Genomic DNA, 20,024 nt, shown 5'->3' with positions numbered 1-20,024 from the left:
TATAGCGTTCACCTTGATGCATCCGCACGCAGCTCGGCCACCAGTCTCTCCATACCGGCGCTGCGCGAGCCCTTGACCAGCACGCTGGCCCCTGACGGCAGATGGTTTTGGGCATGGCGCAAAAGCGCGTCCCAGTTCGTAAAATGACACCCTGGCTCACCGAAGGCACGAGCCGCTGGCTCGGCTAGGGGACCCAGAGTCCCGAGAAAATCGATACCACGTTCACGGGCATAATGCCCGACCTCGGCATGTAGCGAACCAGCCGCCTCGCCGAGTTCCCCCATTGCCCCCAGGAAACACCAGCGCGGCGCCGGCATCTGCGCCAGCACATCCAATGCCGCCTTCACGGCACCGGGATTGGCATTGTAGGTATCATCCAGAAGCCTGCTGCCGCGTAGTCCTTCGACCATGGCCAGCCTGCCGGGCATGGCCTGGAGTTCGCTCAGGGCTGCTATCACATCCTCGGCGGGCACCTCGAGCGCCAACGCCGCTGCCGCGGCCGCAAGCGCATTGCGCACATTATGCTTTCCGAACAGGCCGAGCAGCACCCTGCCCAGAGGCTTCCCATCTTGAACCAGCGTAAAAGCATAACGCCCGACCTCGTCGTTAACCATATCGCGCGCCTGGATTCGTGCATCTGCCGATAGCCCGAAATCCAAGACACACCGCTGGCCGGCGAGGCGTTGCCAGAATGGATAGAAAACATCGTCGCGGTTAAGTACCGCCACACCATCGGACGCCAGTCCGGCCAGGATTTCCCCTTTGGCTTGGGCAATCTGGCCCATGCCGCCGAATTCACCGACGTGAGCTCCGGTTACGTTGGTGATCACAGCTACTTGAGGACGAGCCAGCATCGTGGTCCATGCAATTTCGCCCAGATGATTGGCGCCCAATTCGATCACCGCATGTCGATGGGCCGGGCTGAGCCCCAACAGGGTGAGAGGCGCTCCGATGTCATTATTGAGATTCCCTTTCGTCGCCAACGTCTCGCCGCGCCGTCGCAAGATAGCGGCCACCATCTCCTTGACCGTCGTCTTGCCGCTGTTGCCAGTCACCGCCACCAGCGGCCCACCCCAGGCCAGGCGGCGAGCCTGCCCTAGAATGCCTAACGCCAGACGAGTATCGGTAACCTGGATCTGGGGCAGCCGGTCGTCGACCGGTCGCGACACAATCGCTGCCACAGCGCCGGCTTCACGGGCCTGGGCTAGAAAGTCGTGGGCATCGAAGCGCTCGCCACACAGGGCCAGAAATATGTCGCCGGGCTTTAGGGAACGCGTGTCGGTCGTCACGGCACCAGCTTGCCGATCCTTGCCACGCCACACTCCCCCCAGCACTGCGGCAATTGCGGCCAGGCTGCCTAGTCCGCTATTGCTCATGGCTCTCCTCACGTACTTGCAGGGCTGCCTCGGCACACTCGGTATCCGAAAACGGCAGGCGACGCCCCTGGATTTCCTGGTAGGCCTCGTGGCCTTTGCCGGCGATAAGGATTACATCCTCCGGCTCGGCCTCGGCAATGACATTTGCAATAGCCTCGCCACGCCCGTCGATACACCAGACACGTGCTTTCGCGGCAGGCGATAGCCCCGCCATGACCTGAGCCCGGATGGCTGCGGGGTTCTCGCTGCGTGGATTGTCATCGGTAATCACGATGCGATCGGCCAACGGCTCGACGGCCTGGGCCATCAGCGGGCGCTTGCCGGCATCGCGATCGCCGCCGCAGCCAAACAGGCACCATAGCCTCCCCTGCCGGGGCAAATGGTCACGTAAGGCCGACAAGGCGTTATGCAATGCGTCGGGGGTATGGGAATAGTCGACAATAACGCTAGGCAGCCCCGGCTTGGTTATCATCTGCATTCGGCCAGGGACGGGAGTCAGTGCATTCGCCGCCTCGCACAGGGCTTCCAGCGGCTCGCCCAAGCCGTATAGTGTTGCTATGGCAAGCAGTACGTTATCCAGATTGAACCGGCCCATCAGACCAAGTTCCAGGGCGCGCTCACCATCGGGGGTAGCGATCAGGACACGCTGCCCCGTAGCATGCGGTTGCCAATCGAGAACCCGTAGTGTCGTTGCTTCCTGACGCCCGGCGGCCAGTACACGCACGCCCTCGGGTAGTCCAGCCAGCATCAGTCTTGTTAACGCATCGTCACCGTTGACTACGGCCAGCTTGAGCTCAGGGCGTCGGAACAGGCGCGCCTTCGCCGCCGCATAGGCCGCCATGCTGCCGTGATAATCGAGGTGATCGCGAGACAGATTGGTGAACACGGCCGTTTCGAGGCGACACCCGGTCAGACGCTCTTGCATCAAGGCATGCGAAGAAACCTCCATGGCCACACGCCGGATACCACCGGCAGCTATCTGCCCCAGCATCCATTGCAGTTCGAGCGCGCCAGGGGTAGTAAGCCCGCTGTCGGTCAGCTGTCCTGGCCGTCCCCAGCCCAGCGTGCCAACAACACCGGTTGGGCGACCCAGCGACTCGCTGAGCTCGGCGATGTAGTGCGTGACAGAGCTCTTGCCGTTGGTGCCGGTCACTCCTATAAGTTCCAGCAACTCGGGAACACTGAATAAGTGCTTGCCTAACTCCCCCAGCCGGCGCCCCAGGTCCGGAAGCGCCAATACCCGCTCATCGGTAGGCAGCGGCGGCGCATCGGTCCCGGCTCCCGTTGCATATGCTTCGGCCAGCACCAAATATGCGCCATCGGCCAATGCCTGACTCACGTAGCGGCGACCATCGACGTTGACCCCGGGGACGGCCACGAAGATTGCCGGGACCTCGCTTGACGCCACCTCACGACTGTCCTGGCACAGGCGCAACGCCGAAGCAGACCGCATCCGGCCAGTATCTGGCATGTGCGTACCGGGCCATAGTTCGGCGATCGATTGCCACAGGCGGTTACCGTCAACCTGAATCACTCTACCGCCTCCTTCTTGTCGGGCAGAACATCGAGCAGGCGCAAAGCCTTGCCCACCACACGGGCAAATACCGGTGCAGCAACCAGACCGCCATAGTAATCGCCATTCTTGGCGTTATCGATCATCACCACGGTGACAATTTGCGGATCAGTGACCGGTGCAATACCGGCAAACAGCGAACGATACGCCGTTTGTTGATAGCCGGCCTGGGTGACCTTGCGCACCGTCCCCGTCTTGCCGGCAATCCGGTAGCCCGGCACCACGGCGCGCGAGCCTCCCGCATTGGGCTGTACGATAGCTTCGAGCATGTGCAGCAGATCGTCGGCGACCTGAGGCGCCATGACCTGTTGCCCTTCGGGCGGTGACGGCAATTTAAGCAGCGAAGGCGGCATACGCTTGCCTTCATTGGCGATCGCTGTATAGGCACTGGCCAGCTGCAAAGCGGATACGGCGACACCGTAACCGTAAGACATGGAAGCCCGCTTGCTATCCGACCAGTCGTAAGGGGTGGGCAGGCTGCCGGTCGTCTCACCGGGGAAACCGGTCCCCGGCGTCTGGCCGAGACCCAGCGCATGATAACGATTCCACACCGCATCCTCGTCGAGTTGCAGGACGACCCGCGACATGCCGATATTCGATGAGTGCAGCAAGATGCCAGCCATCGACAGATCACCGTAGTTGCGGAAGTCGCGGATGGTGAAATTGTCGACCCGCATCCAGCCCGGCGACGTGTCGATGACTGTCTCAGGTGAAAACTTGGCGGTCTCAAGCGCTGCAGACATGGCCAGTGGCTTCATGACCGAGCCCGGCTCGAAAGCGTCTGTAATTGCCTGGTTGCGCAGGCCGTTGGCATCGAGCTCGGCACGATTGTTCGGGTTATAGGACGGCAGGTTAGCCATCGCCAGGACTTCCCCGGTCCGCGCATCCATCATCACCAACGTGCCACCGTCGGCATTGTTCTCGTCCACCGCCGCCTTGAGTTCGCGATAGGCCATGTACTGCAGGCGCAGATCGATGGAGAGGGCCAGGTTGCCTCCCGGCTTGGCTTCCTTGAGAAGGTGAAGGTCGCGAACCAGACGCCCCTTGCGATCCTTGAGTACCCGACGCTTGCCAGGCTGGCCAGCCAGGAAGCTGTTATAGGCGAGCTCAACCCCTTCCTGCCCCTTGTCATCGATGTTGGTGACACCAACCAACTGGGCGGTCACTTCACCAGACGGGTAATAGCGCTTGTATTCATGCTGCGCATAAACCCCGGGCAGACGCATGTCGAGAATGGGTTGCGCATCGGCAGGCGTCATGCGTCGACGCAGATACATAAACTCATGTTCGGCATAGCGCCCGATACGGGTGTTGAGTTCGGAAAGATCCATGCCGAGCGCTCGAGCCAACATCATGCGCTGAATGTCATCGGCCGGCAGTTCCTGCGGGTTGGCCCATAGGCTCACGACCGGCGTAGAAATTGCCAAGGGCTCGCCATGCCGACTTGTGACCATACCGCGGTGTGCGTCAATAGTCTCGACACGCAGGGTACGGGCGTCGCCCTGCCCCTGCAGGAACAGGCGGTCGATGACGTGCAAATCGACGATACGCCCCACCAGAACGGCCAGGGCAACCAGCACCACGCAGACCATAAAGCGGTAGCGCCCTGAGCCCAGCGGAGCGACCTGAGCCCGGGTAGGCGAGCTGCCTCCTGCCGCACTCATGGGCGTATCACCTTGATTTCGCTGAGTTCAGGAACATGCATGTCGAGGCGCTCGCTAGCCAGTCGCTCGATGCGCGACGGCGCCGACCAGGTGCTCTCCTCGAGCAGCAATTGTCCCCACTCGGTCTGTAGCTTGTCCTTGTGACGTTCGAGCTGTTGTAGGCGGGCGTATTGCACGCGCGTCATGTGCGCACTGGTAATGACGGCCAAGGCGCTGGCCAGTACCAGTCCAACCAATATCATGACCAGCAGCTGACGCCACCCGAACAGCTTGATATGTCGACTTGCCGATGGCTTGCCTGCATTCGCCATGCTGACCTCAAGCGATCTTGCGCGCCGCACGCATGACGGCACTGCGCGCGCGGGGGTTGGCGTCGACCTCAGCCGGCCCGGGGCGCTGGGCCTTACCCAGCGTCTCCAGACGCTTTGCCAATTGATCCTCGCGAATCGGCATGCCCCGGGGCAAGTGGGTATCGCCACGCACATGGTCGCGTATAAAGCGCTTGACGCGCCTATCTTCCAAGGAGTGGAAACTGATCACTACCAAGCGGCCACCCGGCATCAGGGCTTCCAGTGCAGCGCCAAGCGCGGTATCAAGCTCATCCAGTTCGCGATTGATGTGGATGCGCATCGCCTGAAAGGCTCGAGTGGCTGGGTGTTTACCCTTCTCCCAGGCGGGATGGGCAGCCTTGAGCAGCTCGGCCAGCTCACCGGTTCGAGTGATTGGAGTTTCTCGACGACGCTCGACAATGGCACGCGCCATGCGTTTGGCGAAACGCTCCTCGCCGTAGGTCTTGAATACCCAGGCAATGTCGGCCTCCTTGGCCCGAGACAGCCATTCGGCGGCAGTCTCACCCTGGGTAGGATCCATTCGCATGTCGAGCGGACCGTCACGCAGAAAACTAAAGCCGCGCTCAGGGTCATCGAGCTGTGGCGATGACACCCCAACATCGAGGAGTACGCCAGCGAGACGTCCGTGTACGCTTAATGTCTCGGCCAGTTCACCAAGGCGGCCGAAGGTGTCGGCATGGATCGAGAAACGAGGGTCATCGATACGACGGGCTTCCGCGAGTGCCTGCGGATCGCGATCGATAGCGACCAGACGGCCCTCAGGCGACAGCCGTTCGAGAATCGCGCGGGAATGCCCGCCGCGCCCGAACGTGCCGTCGAGGTAGATCCCGGCGGGATCGTGAATCAGCGCATCGACGGCGCCATCGAGCAGAACACTGGCATGACGGTAGTCGGGCGAAGACGAAGCGTTGGCACGATGCGGCATGCGGGTCTCGATACGGCGAAGCGAAAATTGTGGGATGGGAGTCGGCCGATAAGCCGGGTTCTGTCGCGGACAGTCATTCATCTAGGCCCAGCGTTACCACTGGGCTCAAGCGACCTACCCGCCCCCACTGCGGGCCACAGCATCGGGGGCCTATTCGGTCTTGCTCCGGGTGGGGTTTACCATGCCACGGACTGTTGCCAGCCGTGCGGTGCGCTCTTACCGCACCCTTTCACCCTTGCCGGCAGCTTGCGCTGCTTAGGCGGTCTACTCTCTGCTGCACTTTCCGTCGGCTCGCGCCGCCCAGGCGTTACCTGGCACCCTGCCCTACGGAGCCCGGACTTTCCTCCCCCGGCACTCATCGAAACGAGCCCGGCGGCGACTGTCTGGCCAACTCCCAAGCGCGCAAGAATACCAGCGCCTAAGCCGCCCCTCAACCGTCGGCCCTCAGCGACAGTGCTTTCTCGTACCACGCCTTCTTGCGACCACCGAGCAGGCGCGCCACGACGGCAGCGGCCTGCTTCACCCCAACGCCTTCCGCCAGCAGGGCTTGAAGAATCGCCTTCCCATCCAGACTAGCGGTATCGATATCTCGTGGCGGCGCGCCAGCCACCATTATGACGAACTCGCCACGCGACTGGTCAGGGTCCTGATCCATGAGTAACAAGAGTTGTTCGGCAGTTCCGTCAAGAAAGGTCTCGAAGGTCTTGGTCAACTCCCGTGCCAGGACGACCCGGCGATCGCCAAGTACGGCCGCAATATCTTCGAGGCTATCGCGAATGCGATGCGGGGACTCGTAGAAAACCAAAGTCTCGCCCCGCTCGCTCAGAGTTTCCAGGCTGCTGCGCCTCGCGCCTCGCTTGGCCGGCAAGAAACCATTGAACACGAAGCGGTCGGTCGGCAGCCCCGCCGCGGATAACGCCGCAACCAAGGCGCAGGGCCCCGGCACTGGAACGATCCGATGGCCTCCTTCGCGCAAGGCACGCACCAGCACGAATCCTGGATCGGAGATCAACGGCGTTCCCGCGTCACTGACCAATGCGACATCCTCGCCGCTATCAAGCTTGGCGGCGAGCTGGCCGACACGACCCGCCTCGTTATGCTCATGCAACGACAGCAGGGAGCACTCGATTCCCAGATGCTTGAGCAGTCGTGCCGTATGCCGGGTATCTTCGGCGGCAATCACGGCTACGCTTTCCAATATCCCGGCAGCACGTGGCGACAGATCCTCAAGGTTACCAATCGGCGTTGCCACCACGTACAATGTGCCCTTGCTAGACTCGGTCATGTGCTGATCTCATACAGGGAAGTGTCGCCTCGCCATTGCCGGGCCGGCTTTTGGCAAGCCGTGTCATCGTTAGCGGGTCGCCATCTGGCCGAACTTTGCCAGTCACAAGGAATCAAGAATGATAGACAAATCGCTGCGCCGCCTGGTGAGTGCCGGCCTGGTGGCACTTCTTTTGGCCGGTTGCGCTGCACCGCAAGGTGTCGTCGAGCGTCTGCCCGACGGGCAGGAACCTTCCGAACTACTGAGCCAAGCCGAAAACCAGAGCGGCACAGAGGCGGCACGTACCCGACTGCAGGCCGCTGACATCCTAGCACGCCAGGGCGACAACGCGCAGGCGATCCAGATCGTCAAAGAAATCGACGCCTCCTTGCTTACGCCGGCAGAGCGTGTCGAGCGAGCTCTGCTGCTCTCTTATCTCGGCCTGGCACAGCAAGACGGCAGGCTAGTTATCGAAGCAACCTCCTTGCTGGAAGGCAATATCGAGATCCCTCGCAAGGATGCCCTGACCCTACGCTATAGGCGCGGCCTCGCACTAGGCATGGTCGGCGAGCCTCTACCCGCTACCAAGACCTTGATCGGGGTACAAAAGGATGATCCCGGCTTCGAGCTTAATGACGAGATATGGCAGCAGCTGACCCGCCTGCGCGGCTCTTCGCTGCAAGAACTCGCCAACACTCAGGATCCGGCCGTTCAGGGCTGGCTGGCACTGCTCGAGTTGCAGCGCCGTAATAGCAGTGACATCGCTCGACTCTTCGAGCGTATCGAAGAATGGCGCAGCACCTATCCCAACCATCCGGCGGCACGACGCCTCCCTGGCGATCTCCAGGCGCTACGTGAGCTGCGAGGCCGCGACGTGCGCCATATCGCTGTCTTCTTGCCGGAGTCCGGGCCTCTGGCCAATGTCGCCAAGGCACTTCGTGAGGGTATCCAGGCACGCCACATGAGCGCGCTCGACCAGGGCGAGCAGACCCCACAACTCAGCTTTTACGACACCACTGGCGTCGATATGCAGGCACTGTATGCCCGCGCCCAGATGGAAGGCGCCCAGGTAGTCATCGGCCCGCTGGATAAAGAGCAGGTATCCCGTCTGGAGGTACGCAATGACGTACCGCTACCGACGCTGGCGCTGAACTATGGCACAGCCCCCACCAATCACGCCGAAGGCTTGTTCCAGTATGGCCTGTCTGCGGAGGACGAGGCACGACAGGTAGCCCAGCGCGCCTGGCGTGATGGCCACCGCAGCGCCGGCATGCTGGTCCCCGACAACCCCTGGGGATCCCGGGTTTCAGAAACGTTTCGCCAAGCCTGGCAAGAGTTGGGCGGAAACGTCGCCAGCCTGATCAGATACAACCCCGAAGCCTCGGTAGCCAATGCCGTCAAGCCGCTCCTCAATGTGCGCGGCGAGCGTGCCCAGCGCAACATGGATATGCTGTTTTTGCTCGCACTGCCGAGCTATGCCCGTCAGGTCCCGCCCATGTTGAAGTTCTACTACGCAGGTGGCCTGCCGATTTATGCTACATCCCACCTTTACGAGGGCCGGCCGCAGCCACGCGTTGATCATGACCTTAACAACGTCATGTTCGTCGAGATTCCCTGGATCATTCCAGACGCCGCCGTAGGGGGCGAGGAGGCACTGCCCTACCTGGATAGCTACCGCAAGCTGCGCAGCGACGAAGAGCCCGCCCTGTTCAAGCTCAAGGCAATGGGTGTCGATGCGTACGAACTGGGGCGCAAATTGCCGCTTCTCATGAGCCTGCCCGGCAGCGAGATCTACGGTGCCACCGGTACGTTGAGTGTAGGTACCGATAGCCGCATTCACCGAGAGCTGCCTTGGGCACAGTTCTCCGGTGGCGTACCGCAGCCGCCGCTGCACAATAATGCGAGTGATCCGGACCCCGCCGGCGAACGAGCCACGCCAGACACGGCCCCACCAAGCGAGGCACCCGATACCACCGGAGCAGGACGTAGCAGTGATGGTGCTTAGCCGTAACGCCAGGGCCCGGGGCGAAGCGATTGAACGGGCCACCGCCGAGTGGCTTCAAACCCAGGGATTGCGCTTTGTCGCGCGTAACCAGCATGCCAAGGGAGGCGAGCTCGACTTGGTCATGCGCGAAGCCGATACCCTGATTTTCGTCGAGGTTCGCCACCGGACCAATGACCGCCACGGCCATCCGCTGGAAACCATCAATACCAGCAAGCAGCGCCGCCTGATACAGGCGGCGCGTTTTTATCTGTTACGCAACGGGCTATCATGTCCCTGTCGTTTCGATGTCGTTGGCGTAACCGGAACGTCTCCGCACCTGGAGTTCACCTGGGTACGCGCCGCCTTCGATGCCTTCTGACCGCTACGGACCGATCGATCATCATGGATTTCCAAGCACGCATACTCGGCCACTTCAACGCGAGCATCGATACCAAAACCTACGCCAGCGAGGTGCTGCCACCTTTTATTGAGGTCGCCAGCCAGATGATGGTCCAGTGCCTAGTGAACGAAGGGAAGATTCTTGCCTGCGGTAACGGAGGCAGTGCCGGCGACAGCCAACACTTCTCATCGGAGCTACTCAATCGCTTCGAGCGAGAGCGCCCCAGCTTACCCGCACTGGCGCTAACTACCGACACATCGACACTGACATCGATTGCCAACGACTACAGTTACAATGAAGTCTTTTCCAAACAGGTACGCGCCCTGGGCCAGCCAGGTGACATCCTTCTCGCCATTTCTACCAGTGGCAATTCGGCCAATGTCATCCAGGCCATCCAGGCGGCTCATGACCGCGACATGACCGTGGTCGCCCTGACGGGCCGCGATGGAGGTAACATGGCCTCACTGCTGGGCCAGGACGATTGCGAAATTCGCGTACCTGCGACATCGACGGCCCGCATCCAGGAGGTCCACTTGCTGGTAATACACTGCCTGTGCGACCTGATCGATGAACAGCTTTTCGGCAGCAACGAGTGATGACTATGAAAAACGGAGCGCTCTTTCCAGCCTTGCTGGTCCTGACACTTGGCCTTGGTGGTTGCACTGCCATCAACAGCGCCACTACCCCTACTCCGGCGGGGGAAGACTTTAGCGTAAGGACCCAAGGCACCAAGGTCGAGGACGAGGGCATCGAGTCCAAGATCATCAAGACCATGGAGCAGGCTGACGCCCGTCTCATCGATGCACGGGTCGGTGTGAACAGCTACAACGGCGTTGTACTGCTTTACGGCCAGGTTCCTAGCCAGGAACTCAAGGACAAGGCGGGCCAGATTGCACAGAACACACGCATGGTTCGCCAGGTTCATAACGAGCTGACGGTAGCGGCCAATCTGCCGATGAGTCAGCGTATGACTGACAACTGGCTGGAAACTCGCGCACAGACAGAACTGGCACTGAACGAAAACATCGACTCACGCCATGTCGAAGTCATCAGCGAAAACGCCACGCTCTATCTCATGGGCATGGTTAGCCGCCAGGAAGCCGAGCGGGTCGTTAATGTCGTTTCCCAGATCGGCGGCGTTCAACGGATCGTCAAGGTCTTCGAATACCTCGATTGATCCTCTTCCTCATATGCAAAAAAGCGGGAGGCGTTATGCCTCCCGCTTTTTTGTTCCTCATGCATCGCTACTTGATTACACGTAGCGAAGGACGACCTTTGCGCGCACCGTCCTTCTTCTCCTCTGATCCCTCCGGTTCCTCGGTGTCAGTCGAGGCACTATTGCCATCAATACCTTCAAGACTGGGCCTCTCAGGCTCCTGATCTGTAGCGGCCTCTCCTGTCGGGGCCGGATCATACCCTGGCATGACCGGCTCATGACCGAACACCATGCCTACGCCATTCTCTCGAGCGTAGAGGGCAATCAATGCCTCGCTGGGCACGATGACCTGCATCGGCTGGCCACCGAAACGCGCATTGAAGGTGATTGCCTCGTTGGATATCAACAGGTCACGCACCGCCGAAGGCGATATGTTCAACACGATTTGTCCGTTCTGCACAAACTGCCCCGGCACCTGAACACCTTCACGCTCGGCATCCACGACGATGTAAGGCGTGTGGTCGTTATCCAGCAACCACTCGTACAAGGCACGGGCAAGGTAGGGACGGCTGGAAAGCATGGTCTTGCCTCCCTTGATCTGGGCGGCAACCGCGCGTTGGCTATTGCACGACGCGGTCGTCGCTAGTGGATTCAGGTACGCATTTCGCGTTCGGCTTCCGATAGAGAGGCCTTGAAGGCATCGCGTGCGAACAGGCGCTCCATGTAAGTGATCAACGGCTTGACCTGGCGCTCGGGCAGTTCGATGCCGAGGGCCGGCAGACGCCATAAGATCGGCGCAATACAGCAATCAACCAGTGAGAATTCCTCACTCATGAAGAAAGCCATATCTTCGAAGATAGGCGTGATGCCAACCAGGCTCTCACGCAGCTCCTTACGAGCCTTGTCTGCTTCTTTACCGTTGCTGAGGATAGTTTCGACAAGCGGCGCCCATTCATGCTCGATTCGGTGCATCCATAGCCGACTTTGCGCCCTCGCCACAGGATAGACGGGCAACAGGGGCGGATGCGGAAAACGTTCGTCGAGGTATTCCATCATGACCTTGGACTCGTAGAGCACCAAGTCACGATCCAGCAGCGTGGGCACACTGTTGTACGGGTTGAGATCTGCCAGCTCGTCGGGGCGACTACCCTCGCTGACATCCACGATATCCACGGCAACGCCTTTTTCCGCCAGCACGATACGCACGCGGTGGCTGTAATGATCCTCACTGCCTGAGTAAAAGGTCATCGACGACCGCTTGGCCACTACACCCATGTAATACTTCCTCGCATCTGTTCGGTCTACAATAATAACATGTCATCCGCCGCCACCGTGACGCGAATGTTGGATTCCGAGCGATTCACAACAGACGAGGGCGTGCGATCTAACGACCTCACGCCCTCGAATTTCCTATCAGCAATTTGCTAGTGCACATCGCGCCAGTATTCACGCTTGAGCAGGTAGGCAATAACACCGAAAATAAAAATAAAGATCAATACCTTAGGTCCTAATGACTGCGCCTTCAGTTTTGACGGCTCGCCGACATAGGCAAGGAAGTTGGTCATATCCCACACAGCTTGCTCAAATTCTTCGGGCTCCATTGTGCCTGGCTCGGTAACCTGCAGCACGTGGCAAGACTCATAAAGCCCCGTCAGCGGGTCAAGCTTGGCCTCGGGAAGCGCCTTTTGGGTACGTCCACAGACCATTTCCTGCGTTCCCTGCAGCGGCTCCAACACGTTGGGCATGCCGACGTCGGGGAAAACCCTATTGTTCACGCCCCAAGGGCGCTCAGGATCAAGATAGAAGCTTTGTAAATAGGTATAGATCCAGTCGGTACCGCGCAGCCTCGCTATCAGCGTGAGATCCGGTGGCGCTGTCCCGAACCAGGCTTCTGCCGAGTCGGCGGGCATGCCGATGCGCATCTGATCATTGAATGCCAGATCTTCCGAGAAGATCAGGTTCTCCTCGACCAGCTCCTGAGGAATATTCAGGTCCTCGGCAGCCCGGCTGAAACGTTGGTACTCCAAGGAGTGGCATCCCATGCAATAGTTCGTATAGAGCTTCATGCCCCGCTGCAACGAGGGCTTGTCATGCAGGTCGGGATTCATCTTCTCGAGGTGTACCGTTTCACCGCCCGCAGCCATAACCATAAAGGGCGCCAGCACAAGAAGCAGTGCAAGTAATTGCTTTCTCATTGGCCAGTCACCCTTGTCGGAACGATTTTGGTTTTTTCAATCCTTGTGTAGAACGGCATGAGCAAGAAGTAAGCGAAATACATTAGTGTGGCGACTTGGGCGATGACGGTCCGCACTTCGGTAGAAGGCAAAACCCCAAGCACGCCCAAGACCACGAAGCTGATCGCAAACAGCGCCAGCATAACCTTAGAGATCCAGCCTTTGTAACGCATGGAGTTGACAGGCGAACGGTCCAGCCATGGCAGCACAAAAAGAATCGCGATAGCAGCACCCATCACGACCACCCCCCAGAATTTGGAATCCAGGCCGAACAGGTTGAACGTGACGGCCCGCAACATGGCGTAGAACGGTGTGAAGTACCAGACTGGCGCGATGTGTTCGGGGGTCTTCAGTGGGTCGGAAGGCTCGAAGTTCGGCTTCTCGAGGAAATAGCCTCCGCCTTCGGGGAAGTAGAAAAGCACTACACAGAACACGAACAGGAACACCGCCACCCCGACGAGATCCTTGACAGTGTAATAAGGATGAAAAGGTATACCGTCCAACGGCTTGCCGGCCTCATCCTTCATGGCCTTGATATCGATACCATCCGGGTTGTTGGAACCCACCTCGTGCAAGGAAATCAAATGAAGCACGACGAGTCCCAGAATCACGATCGGCAGAGCCACGACATGCAAGGCAAAGAAGCGATTCAGGGTGATGCCGGAAATCAGAAAGTCGCCGCGTATCCATTGAGACAGATCATCACCAATGATAGGAATCGCCGAGAACAGCGAAATGATAACCTGCGCACCCCAGTACGACATCTGCCCCCAAGGCAGCAGATACCCCATGAAAGCTTCGGCCATGAGGGCCAGGTAGATGCACATGCCAAAAATCCACACCAGCTCACGTGGCGCCTTGTAGGAGCCGTACATCATGCCACGGAACATATGTAGATAGACCACCACGAAGAAGGCGGATGCGCCGGTGGAATGCATGTAGCGCAGCAACCAGCCGTATTCGACATCACGCATGATGTACTCAACGGAGGCGAACGCACCTTCCGCGCTGGGGTTGTAGCTCATGGTCAGCCAGATGCCGGTCAGTATCTGGTTCACCAGGACGAGCATGGCCAGCGAGCCGAAGAAGTACCAGACATTGAAATTCTTCGGGGCATAGTATTCGGAGAGATGTTCCTTCCACAGCTGAGTCGCAGGAAAACGATCATCGACCCAGCGCATGAAACCCTTTTCCGCCTTGATGCGATTGGGGTTGCCCATCAGCTCGCCTCCTCGTCTTCGCCAACCACCAGAACAGTGTCGCTCTCGTAGCGGTGTGGCGGTACCTCGAGATTCAACGGTGCCGGCACCCCTGTAAATACCCGCCCTGCCAGATCGAAGCGCGAGCCATGGCAAGGGCAGAAGTAGCCTCCGGGCCAATCACCGCCGAGGTCGGCCGCGCCGGGTTCCGGCCGGAAGGTCGGTGAACAGCCGAGGTGAGTGCAGATACCAACGAACACGGCGATTTCCGGCTTGATGGAACGTAGCGGGCCACTGGCATAACTAGGCTGCTGATCGGCCTGTGCCTGTGGGTCGCGCAGGCGTTCGGGAGAAACATTACGGGTCTGCTCGATCATTTCCTTGGAACGACGCACGACCCAGACGGGCTTACCCCGCCATTCGACCGTCATCTGCTGCCCCGTTTCCAGCTTGGAAATATCCGCTCTTACCGGAGCTCCTGCTGCCAGTGCTCTTGCGCTAGGCTGCCAAGAAGCCACAAAGGGGACCGCCACCCCAACAGCGCCTACCGCACCAATCACGGTAGTTGCGCCGACAAGGAAACGGCGCCTCCCTTTATTCACGCCGTTATTTGTCATTGTATGGTTTCTCCCGTCAATTACCCGCTGCTGCCCCGCTGCCACCCACTTTGATAATAACGCCTCGAAACGCACGGATACAAAGTTCCGTCATGCCAAAACAAACTGGCGCGCTTTTGACCCAACCTAACGTCAAACCCAATCCACTGATGAAAAAAAAAGCGCCCAGCCTGTATCGGCTGGGCGCTTTTGAAGCACTTGGCGAAGTCGCGTTTAACGCTTGGAGAACTGCGGGCGACGACGTGCCTTGCGCAAACCAACTTTCTTACGCTCGACTTCACGAGCATCACGAGTCACGTAGCCAGCATCGCGCAGCGGCTTGCGGAACTCTTCATTGTAGTCGAGCAGGGCACGAGTGATGCCGTGGCGAATGGCACCGGCCTGTGCAGAGCCACCACCACCGGCCACAGTGACATAAACGTCGAACTGCTCACCGGTCTGGGTCAATTCCAGCGGCTGGCGAACGACCATTTGCGCGGTAACGCGACCAAAGTATTCGTTCAGCTCACGGCTGTTGACGGTAATCTTGCCGGTACCCGGCTTCAGGAAGACGCGAGCGGTAGAAGTCTTGCGACGCCCGGTACCATAATACTGCTGTGACATGGCGAAGTATCCCTCAGATGTTCAGTTCTTGCGGCTGCTGCGCAGCGTGCGGATGTTCGGTGCCAGCATAAACCTTAAGCTTGGAATACATGGCACGACCCAGCGGCCCTTTCGGCAGCATGCCCTTGACGGCCGATTCGATAACACGCTCCGGCGCATGATCGATCATCTTCTCGAAGGACAGGGAACGCAGCCCACCAGGATAGCCGGTGTGACGATAGTAATTCTTGGCCTGCGCCTTGTTGCCGGTCACGTGGACCTTCTCGGCATTGATCACGACGATGTAATCGCCGGTATCAACATGCGGGGTATATTCCGGCTTATGCTTACCGCGCAGGCGGCGAGCGATTTCGGTAGCCAGACGGCCGAGCGTCTTGTCAGTCGCGTCGACGACGAACCAGTCGCGCTGGACGGACTGCGGCTTAGCACTGAACGTCTTCATGGATTCAATCACCAATTGATACATTGGGCCCTGCGCCACTTGATACGTTGACGAGGACCATCCCTATTTTTCTTGGTTGCCCTCCACATGGAGCGACAACGGTCGAGCGAGCGCGCATTGTACATGAGCCCCATGCTCAGGTTAAGGGAAAATTCATCGGATACGCCGACCCGCTGCCCATCTTCTTTCCCCTGCCTGGCTCAAGGCTTGTGAGGCAAGGCCAGATATTCACGTGACTGCATTTCCTGCAGACGTGATACCGTACGCTCGAACTCGAAGGTCAAATTGCCTTCGGTGTAGAGCTGCTCAGCCGCGGTTTCGGCCGACATCAGCAACTTGACGCCCCGATCATAGAATTCATCGACCATATTGATGAAACGCCGGGCTTGATCATCACTGCCCCGCCCCATCTGCGGCACATCGGATACCAATACGGTATGAAACTCGCGCGCCAGCTCGATGTAGTCGTTCTGGCTGCGAGGACCATCACACAACATGCCAAAATCAAACCACACGACATCCTCGTGGACGCGCCGCGACGTCAGGATACGACGATTGACCTCGATGGGCGCATCACGCTCACCCTCGTCTCCCGCGATTTCCCGGAAGCTTCGCTCCAGTTGTATCGCGGCGTCGTTATCCAACGGATGATGAAAAATCTCGGCACGTTCCAGCGCTCGCAGCCGGTAATCGATCCCCGAGTCAACGTTGACCACTTCGCAATGGCGCTTGACGAGATCGATAGCTGGCAGAAACCGCGCCCGCTGCAAGCCGTCCTTGTAGAGATCATCGGGTACGATATTTGATGTCGCCACCAGCACGACACCCTTGCTGAACAACGCCTCAAGCAGGTTGGCGAGAATCATGGCGTCGGTAATATCCTTGACGAAGAACTCGTCGAAGCAGATCACCCTGGCCTCGCTGGCAAACTTGCCGGCGATCAGTGTCAATGGATTCTTCTCGCCCTTGTAGTGCTCCAGTTCAGTATGTACGCGTTGCATAAAGCGATGGAAATGCGTGCGCATCTTGTCCGGAAACGGCAACGACTCGTAAAAGGTGTCGACTAGGTAAGTCTTACCGCGCCCCACCCCTCCCCAGAAGTACAGGCCGGTCACTTCCGGTGTCTCCGGTTCCTGCTGACTAGGCGCCGATTTTTTTCCGAACAGACCCGCCACCTTCGACTTGAGTCCACGCTCCGCGGATGACGGCGCCAGATCCCGGCGTGGCGTGTTGACCAAATCGTCGTAGAGCCGTTGCAGATGCTTGACGGCCCGTTCCTGGGCCTCGTCATACTGGAAGCCCTCACGTTTCAGGTCTGCCTGATAGCGCTTGAGAGGGGGCTGACTAGTGGGCTTGGCGGCGGAGTTCGGCGGAGAAGTCGTAGTCGCGCACATGGGCGTCTTGCATACCTCGAACGGCTGTCGATGAGCCGGTCATTATACGCGGGCAAGCGATGTTGCGCATGCCATGGACTCCGTCGCGTTGACCTGTGTTGCCTTATGCCCCATATAATGGGCCGCCTGGATGTGGACCATGACCAACGTGGCATGCTGGGTAATAACAGCCTGGTCTTTCCACGCTGCGGCTGGGCGTGAATAGAGGGGAGCAACGTGAACGAAAGCAATATCGACTGGATACTGGCCATTGCCTGCTTTCTCGCCGGCATTGGCATTGGCGCCTTGGGCTACCATCTACTTAATGCCAACGTGGCGCGAAATCAAAAAGTGCGCCAGCGATTGGCGGAAACCGAGCTGGAACTTAACCAGGTACGCGATGCGCTCAACGATCATTTCGCCAAGGCGACAGATCTGGTAGCAAGCATCCAACGCCAGAGCCAAGAACTCGAGCAGCAGCTCAACCAGAGCGCCGACCGTCTCTGCGACGACCTGCAGCTTAAGCGACGCCTGAACGGCAACAGCTCAGATGACCCCTTAACCGAGAGCGACGAACTCTCCATGCCTCGCGACTATGCCGATGGCGGACGCGGCACTTTGGCGGAGGACTACGGGCTGCGTCAGGAAGAAGCGAGTGAAAAGGAGCAGCCTCAGCCGGTCCGATATTGAGGCGGACGAACCTGTTCATTGGCGCCCGTAGTAAGTCGTTCCTGCGGGCGCCATTGCGCGGCTCGCCAAGGACGTCACGCCGGGTTGTCTATATCAACGAAGCGATGTTCTATCTCGAATTCGGAGGCTAGCCACTCTCCTAACGCCTGGACGCCATAACGCTCGGTTGCATGATGTCCCGCAGCGTAATAACTGATCCCCATTTCTCTGGCCAGATGCGTCGTACGCTCTGAGATTTCGCCCGAGATAAAGGCATCGGCTCCCGCTTCACAGGCCTGAATGATCATGTCCTGAGCCCCTCCGGTACACCAGGCGATGCGCTCTATGGGCCGATCATGTCCTGCGATCACCACGGGTTCGCGCTTCAAACGCTGCGCCAGATGATGCCCAAGCTCAGTGTTGTTCATCGGTGCATGCGGCGCCCCAAGCCAGATCAGCCCTTCCCCCATTTCGCCGTCGACACAGCCCTCGACAGTGAAGCCCAGCTCTGTCGCCAGCCTGGCATTGTTGCCTAGCGCCGCATGGGCATCCAGCGGCAAGTGGTAAGCGAGAAGATTAATGTCATGCGCCATCAACGTTCCGAGCCGCCGGCGTTTCATCCCAGCGATGGCCACGGGCTCGTTCTTCCAGAAATAGCCGTGATGCACCAGTACCAGATCGGCGCCCCAGGCGACGGCTTCGTCAAGGAGTGCCTGGCAGGCGGTCACTCCGGTCATCACCTTTCCGACAGTTTCACTACCGGCGACCTGCAGGCCATTGAGGGTATAGTCCTTGAAGGCATCGGCCTTCAACAATTCATGGCAGGTATGCACCAAGCGATCACGGGATATCATGGGTCCTCCGGACAGTCGTTGAGCTGCGGTGTACAATGCTACCCATTGTAACCTCTGGCCTCGGATCCATCGCCCTCACCGACAAGGAACGCATTCATGCGTCGCTACCTGAAGCCGCTTATCTGGCCCATCCTCAGCGGTATACTCGTGGCCGTACTGCTGCTCAACCTATTTCCCCAATGGTTCAGTTCTTCGCAGCCGGTTACGCAAGTAGTCGACTATATCCAACGAGAGACCAATAGCGAGCCGAGGCCGGCCCCCGAGTTGCGCGAGGCCGTCCCGTTTTCGCGCTCGAGCGGACCGGTCAGTTATGCAACTGCCGTCAACAAGGCGGCCCCGGCCGTGGTGAATGTCTACTCATCACGCGTCGTAGAGCGCGAGCAACACCCCTTGATGTCCGATCCTTTTTTTCGTCAGTTCTTTGGAGAGGAGATGCCCAGGCGCCAGCGGATGCTCTCCAGCCTGGGCTCGGGGGTTATCGTCAGCGACGAGGGCTATGTCCTGACCAACCATCATGTCATCAGCGGAGCAGACCAGATTCAGGTAGCCTTGCGTGATGGACGTGAGACCTTTGCCGATGTCATCGGCACCGACCCGGAAAGCGACCTGGCGGTACTCAAGATCAATCTCGACAGCCTTCCCGCCATCGCCCTTGGAGACTCCGAGAGCGTCGCCGTAGGCGATGTCAGCCTGGCAATCGGAAATCCTTTCGGCGTGGGCCAAACCGTGACCATGGGCATTATCAGCGCTACCGGCCGCAACCATCTCGGCCTGTCCGCCTATGAAGATTTCATTCAGACTGATGCTGCAATCAACCCCGGCAATTCAGGCGGAGCGCTTATCAACGCCAATGGGGCCCTGGTTGGCATCAATACTGCAATATTCTCGCGCTCGGGAGGATCGCAGGGTATCGGTTTCGCAATTCCCGTCAATCTGGCTCGCGAGATTCTCGACGAACTCGTACAACATGGCCGGGTAGTACGCGGCTGGCTCGGCCTGGAAGTTCAGGAAATCACCTCGGGACTCGCCGCCTCGTTTGGGCTTAATGCCGCCCAAGGCGTCATCGTGTCCAGCGTGGTGCAGAACGGCCCTGCCCAGCAAGCGGGCTTGCGGCCGGGAGATGTTCTGCTGGCCATCGACGGCAAACCGATACTCGACCCGCGAGTGGCTATGGCCGACATCGCCGATATCGAGCCTGGAACGCGACTGCCCCTCAAGGTGGTACGCAACGGCGATACTCTCGAGATCGAGATCGTGGCCGGCGAGCGCCCACCACCTTCGCAGCGCTGACCAAAAAGGCCCACATCGCCAATGGCAGTGTGGGCCTGAACTATCCCCGCG

At 59.3% G+C, this 20,024-nt stretch carries 21 protein-coding genes and 1 other RNA gene; 6 read left to right on the top strand and 16 right to left on the bottom strand.

Annotated features, from left to right (window positions below; translation table 11 throughout):
- Positions 1 to 8: 8 nt before the first annotated feature.
- The 7 genes from F568_RS0107945 to rsmI all read right to left on the bottom strand — a co-directional run bounded on the left by F568_RS0107945 (position 9) and on the right by rsmI (position 7,173).
- Entirely contained in the window at positions 9 to 1,376 is a 1,368-nt protein-coding gene (locus F568_RS0107945) for a UDP-N-acetylmuramoyl-tripeptide--D-alanyl-D-alanine ligase (protein WP_019018189.1), read from the bottom strand.
- Positions 1,366 to 2,907 (bottom strand): UDP-N-acetylmuramoyl-L-alanyl-D-glutamate--2,6-diaminopimelate ligase, encoded by a 1,542-nt coding sequence (locus F568_RS0107940; protein ID WP_040476061.1) that lies wholly within the window; start codon positions 2,905 to 2,907, stop codon positions 1,366 to 1,368. The genes F568_RS0107945 and F568_RS0107940 overlap by 11 nt, the downstream gene beginning before the upstream one ends.
- Entirely contained in the window at positions 2,907 to 4,613 is a 1,707-nt protein-coding gene (locus F568_RS0107935) for a peptidoglycan D,D-transpeptidase FtsI family protein (protein ID WP_019018187.1), read from the bottom strand. Before F568_RS0107935 ends, F568_RS0107940 begins: the two co-directional genes overlap by 1 nt.
- Positions 4,610 to 4,924, bottom strand: coding sequence for a cell division protein FtsL (gene ftsL / locus F568_RS0107930; RefSeq protein WP_019018186.1), 315 nt, complete (start codon positions 4,922 to 4,924; stop codon positions 4,610 to 4,612). Before ftsL ends, F568_RS0107935 begins: the two co-directional genes overlap by 4 nt.
- 7 nt (positions 4,925 to 4,931) lie before the next feature.
- Positions 4,932 to 5,888: a 16S rRNA (cytosine(1402)-N(4))-methyltransferase RsmH gene (gene rsmH / locus F568_RS0107925; protein WP_019018185.1), complete on the bottom strand. Its 957-nt coding sequence runs from the start codon at positions 5,886 to 5,888 to the stop codon at positions 4,932 to 4,934.
- A gap of 33 nt (positions 5,889 to 5,921) precedes the next feature.
- An RNA gene (rnpB, locus tag F568_RS23850) (RNase P RNA component class A) lies at positions 5,922 to 6,283 on the bottom strand.
- Positions 6,284 to 6,318: 35 nt separating this feature from the next.
- The gene (gene rsmI / locus F568_RS0107920; RefSeq protein ID WP_019018184.1) at positions 6,319 to 7,173 is read right to left on the bottom strand and encodes a 16S rRNA (cytidine(1402)-2'-O)-methyltransferase; all 855 of its coding nucleotides are present in this window, start codon (positions 7,171 to 7,173) and stop codon (positions 6,319 to 6,321) included.
- Positions 7,174 to 7,291: 118 nt separating this feature from the next.
- On the opposite strand from rsmI, the gene F568_RS0107915 reads away from it, so the two are divergent.
- Genes F568_RS0107915 through F568_RS0107900 form a run of 4 tightly spaced genes read left to right on the top strand, consistent with a single transcriptional unit; the run spans position 7,292 to position 10,713 of the window.
- On the top strand, positions 7,292 to 9,157 hold the full coding sequence (locus F568_RS0107915) for a penicillin-binding protein activator (RefSeq protein ID WP_019018183.1): 1,866 nt from the start codon (positions 7,292 to 7,294) through the stop codon (positions 9,155 to 9,157).
- Positions 9,147 to 9,515 carry a YraN family protein gene (locus F568_RS0107910; protein ID WP_019018182.1) on the top strand — a complete coding sequence of 123 codons (369 nt, stop codon included), beginning with the start codon at positions 9,147 to 9,149 and terminating at the stop codon, positions 9,513 to 9,515. Before F568_RS0107915 ends, F568_RS0107910 begins: the two co-directional genes overlap by 11 nt.
- A gap of 23 nt (positions 9,516 to 9,538) precedes the next feature.
- Positions 9,539 to 10,132, top strand: coding sequence for a phosphoheptose isomerase (locus tag F568_RS0107905; protein WP_019018181.1), 594 nt, complete (start codon positions 9,539 to 9,541; stop codon positions 10,130 to 10,132).
- A 5-nt stretch (positions 10,133 to 10,137) separates the two neighbouring features.
- Positions 10,138 to 10,713, top strand: a complete 576-nt coding sequence (locus F568_RS0107900; protein ID WP_019018180.1) for a BON domain-containing protein — start codon at positions 10,138 to 10,140, stop codon at positions 10,711 to 10,713.
- 67 nt (positions 10,714 to 10,780) lie between these two features.
- On the opposite strand, the gene F568_RS0107895 is transcribed toward F568_RS0107900, so the two are convergent.
- The 8 genes from F568_RS0107895 to zapE form a co-directional block, all read right to left on the bottom strand.
- Positions 10,781 to 11,272: a ClpXP protease specificity-enhancing factor gene (locus F568_RS0107895; RefSeq protein ID WP_019018179.1), complete on the bottom strand. Its 492-nt coding sequence runs from the start codon at positions 11,270 to 11,272 to the stop codon at positions 10,781 to 10,783.
- 71 nt (positions 11,273 to 11,343) lie between these two features.
- Positions 11,344 to 11,967 carry a stringent starvation protein SspA gene (sspA, locus tag F568_RS0107890; protein ID WP_019018178.1) on the bottom strand — a complete coding sequence of 208 codons (624 nt, stop codon included), beginning with the start codon at positions 11,965 to 11,967 and terminating at the stop codon, positions 11,344 to 11,346.
- Between the two features lie 149 nt (positions 11,968 to 12,116).
- Positions 12,117 to 12,887, bottom strand: coding sequence for a cytochrome c1 (locus F568_RS0107885; RefSeq protein ID WP_019018177.1), 771 nt, complete (start codon positions 12,885 to 12,887; stop codon positions 12,117 to 12,119).
- Entirely contained in the window at positions 12,884 to 14,146 is a 1,263-nt protein-coding gene (locus F568_RS0107880; protein ID WP_019018176.1) for a cytochrome b, read from the bottom strand. The genes F568_RS0107885 and F568_RS0107880 overlap by 4 nt, the downstream gene beginning before the upstream one ends.
- A complete protein-coding gene (gene petA, locus F568_RS0107875) occupies positions 14,146 to 14,742 on the bottom strand; it encodes a ubiquinol-cytochrome c reductase iron-sulfur subunit (protein WP_026300402.1) in 597 nt (198 codons plus the stop codon). Before petA ends, F568_RS0107880 begins: the two co-directional genes overlap by 1 nt.
- 213 nt (positions 14,743 to 14,955) lie before the next feature.
- On the bottom strand, positions 14,956 to 15,345 hold the full coding sequence (gene rpsI, locus F568_RS0107870) for a 30S ribosomal protein S9 (RefSeq protein WP_019018174.1): 390 nt from the start codon (positions 15,343 to 15,345) through the stop codon (positions 14,956 to 14,958).
- A 13-nt stretch (positions 15,346 to 15,358) separates the two neighbouring features.
- Positions 15,359 to 15,787 (bottom strand): 50S ribosomal protein L13, encoded by a 429-nt coding sequence (gene rplM, locus F568_RS0107865; RefSeq protein ID WP_026300401.1) that lies wholly within the window; start codon positions 15,785 to 15,787, stop codon positions 15,359 to 15,361.
- Between the two features lie 200 nt (positions 15,788 to 15,987).
- Positions 15,988 to 17,181 carry a cell division protein ZapE gene (zapE, locus tag F568_RS0107860; RefSeq protein WP_019018172.1) on the bottom strand — a complete coding sequence of 398 codons (1,194 nt, stop codon included), beginning with the start codon at positions 17,179 to 17,181 and terminating at the stop codon, positions 15,988 to 15,990.
- 216 nt (positions 17,182 to 17,397) lie between these two features.
- Between zapE and F568_RS0107855 the strand changes: the two genes are divergently transcribed.
- Positions 17,398 to 17,850: a Z-ring associated ZapG family protein gene (locus F568_RS0107855; protein WP_019018171.1), complete on the top strand. Its 453-nt coding sequence runs from the start codon at positions 17,398 to 17,400 to the stop codon at positions 17,848 to 17,850.
- A gap of 74 nt (positions 17,851 to 17,924) precedes the next feature.
- Here the strand turns inward: F568_RS0107855 and F568_RS0107850 are convergent, their stop codons facing one another.
- Positions 17,925 to 18,683 (bottom strand): Nif3-like dinuclear metal center hexameric protein, encoded by a 759-nt coding sequence (locus F568_RS0107850; RefSeq protein WP_019018170.1) that lies wholly within the window; start codon positions 18,681 to 18,683, stop codon positions 17,925 to 17,927.
- Positions 18,684 to 18,779: 96 nt separating this feature from the next.
- On the opposite strand from F568_RS0107850, the gene F568_RS0107845 reads away from it, so the two are divergent.
- Positions 18,780 to 19,973 carry a Do family serine endopeptidase gene (locus F568_RS0107845; protein WP_019018169.1) on the top strand — a complete coding sequence of 398 codons (1,194 nt, stop codon included), beginning with the start codon at positions 18,780 to 18,782 and terminating at the stop codon, positions 19,971 to 19,973.
- Positions 19,974 to 20,024 lie beyond the last annotated feature (51 nt).

This window comes from Modicisalibacter luteus DSM 23508 (assembly GCF_000378505.1).
GTDB classification, from domain to species: domain Bacteria; phylum Pseudomonadota; class Gammaproteobacteria; order Pseudomonadales; family Halomonadaceae; genus Modicisalibacter; species Modicisalibacter luteus.
This window is presented reverse-complemented; position numbering and strand designations above follow the sequence as displayed.